The sequence below is a fragment of the endosymbiont of Sipalinus gigas genome (assembly GCF_004296475.1).
GTDB lineage: Bacteria > Pseudomonadota > Gammaproteobacteria > Enterobacterales > Enterobacteriaceae > Nardonella.
Map to the genome: position 1 here is coordinate 1 of NZ_AP018163.1, position 2117 is coordinate 2117.

The following is a 2117-nucleotide window of genomic DNA, read 5'->3' on the forward strand; positions in this document are numbered from 1 at the left end:
AAAAATAAAATATAATTAAAAGACTACTCAAATAAAACTTAAAACTTAACATAAAATATGTCAGTAAAAAAATACCAGTCGTTTCCAGATTTATCAGAACTAGAATTTTTTTCAGATAGAATAAATAAAATAGATAATTTATTTGAAAAAGTAATAAGAAAGGAACTAACAGAAAATAATAAAATAAATTATAATATAATAAAAAAAAATAATTTAATAAAAATAAAAATAAGTGTTCCAGGATATAAAGAAAGCGAAATAGAAATTGGATTAAAAGAAGAAAAATTAGTTATAAAAGGTAAAAAAATATCAGAAGAAAAAAATAATAAAGAAGAAATAATTTACAAAGGAATATTTGAAGGAGAATTCAAAATTGAATTTAACATAGGAAATAAATCAAAAATAATAAACGCAGAATTATCAGAAGGTCTCTTAAATATAGAAATAGAACAAGAGAAAAAAACTGAAGAATTTAAAAAAATTCCAATAAATAAAAAATAAAATTTTTAAATGATACCTCTATACAGAAAAGTAATATTAAAATATATAATAAACTTTTTCCTATCAATAATAACATTCATGTCAGGTTTAACCTTATCAGAAATAATACCAAAAATAGTAATAAAGATATTAAAGATAAGAAAAATTGATGAAACAGTTATAAATTTCTTAAATACATTAATAAAATATGGAGTAGTAATATTTACAATAATAGTTACATTAAATGTAATTGGAGTACAAACTTCATCTATATTAACAGTAATAGGTGCAGCTGGTATAGCAATAGGTTTAGCTCTTCAAGGATCTCTATCAAACCTAGCAGCAGGAATGTTACTAGTAAGTTTCAGACATTTTAGAGTAAACGATTTTGTAGATCTAAGTGGGATAACAGGAACTGTTATATCTGTTCAACTATTTTCAACTACACTAAAAACATTAGATGGAAGAATTGTAATAGTTCCAAACAGTAGAATCCTATCAGGAAATATAGTTAATTTTTCTACCGAACCTAACAAACTAATAGATGTTTCAATAAGTGTTAATAGAAATTCAAATATAGATTTTGTAAAAAAATGTATAAAAGAAAAATTATGTGAAGAAGAACAAATAGTTCATAGTGTACCAATAATAGTACAAGTATCATCTATAACTTCAAGTTCAATAGACTTTTCTATAAGAGCTTGGGTAAAAAGAGAAAATATAAGATTAGCAATATCAAACATACTAGAAAAATTAGACTGTGAGTTCAAAGAAAAAAAAATATCCCCTCCATGTATAAAGACAAAAATAATTTTAATAAAAGAAGATTAAAATAGAAAAATACCGAATATCAAATATAAGCAAAAAACAGGCACTTATAGAGAAATTATAAACAAAATAGTGTAATTCCACATATTTAATATAATAACCCCTAAATACATATCTTACAGAGCTAAAAACAATACTCAAATAATAAAGTTTGATAGAAAAAAAAAAAAAAAAAAAAAATGTCATTTTTTTTGAGTTTTATAATTTTTTTTTTTACTAATAGATTTTTTTTTGAATTTTTTTTACTAACTTAAAGTTTTTCTATATATATATTATTTAATATATATACTATTAAATATAATAATAATATTTTTTTATATATAACATATTTTATATTAAATTAATTAACATATATTAAATTATAATTACATATATATATAAAGTTATTTTTATATACTTAAAGTTATTACTAATTATTTAAGTATTAATAAATAATTATAATAATTATAAATAAATTTTATATACTAACTTTATGTATTTATATACTTTATTTATATAATATATATAACTTAATTTAAATATAAAGTTTATATACTAACTTATATATTTATATACTTTATTATATTAATAATTACTATATTATATATATATATATATAGTATTATTATATATATATTATTTAATATATATATATTAATATTAAATTAAATATATATAATATAATTTATAATATTTATAATATATATATATTAAATAATATATATATAGAAAAACTTTAAGTTAGTAAAAAAAATTCAAAAAAAAATCTATTAGTAAAAAAAAAAATTATAAAACTCAAAAAAAATTCTTAAATAAATTGACAAAAATAA

At 17.6% G+C, this 2117-nt stretch carries 2 protein-coding genes; both read left to right on the forward strand.

Features of this window, described 5'->3' with window-relative positions; genetic code table 11:
* Positions 1–57: 57 nt before the first annotated feature.
* Positions 58–501 (forward strand): Hsp20 family protein, encoded by a 444-nt coding sequence (locus tag NARSGI1_RS01335; RefSeq protein ID WP_130617017.1) that lies wholly within the window; start codon positions 58–60, stop codon positions 499–501.
* Positions 502–510: 9 nt separating this feature from the next.
* Entirely contained in the window at positions 511–1311 is an 801-nt protein-coding gene (locus NARSGI1_RS01340; RefSeq protein WP_130617018.1) for a mechanosensitive ion channel domain-containing protein, read from the forward strand.
* The last annotated feature ends 806 nt before the right edge of the window (positions 1312–2117 follow it).

Bases quoted from the DNA above. Each gene is read 5' to 3' on its own strand.
- NARSGI1_RS01335 (WP_130617017.1), top strand. From the start codon at position 58: ATGTCAGTAAAAAAATACCAGTCGTTTCCAGATTTATCAGAACTAGAA.
- NARSGI1_RS01340 (WP_130617018.1), top strand. From the start codon at position 511: ATGATACCTCTATACAGAAAAGTAATATTAAAATATATAATAAACTTT.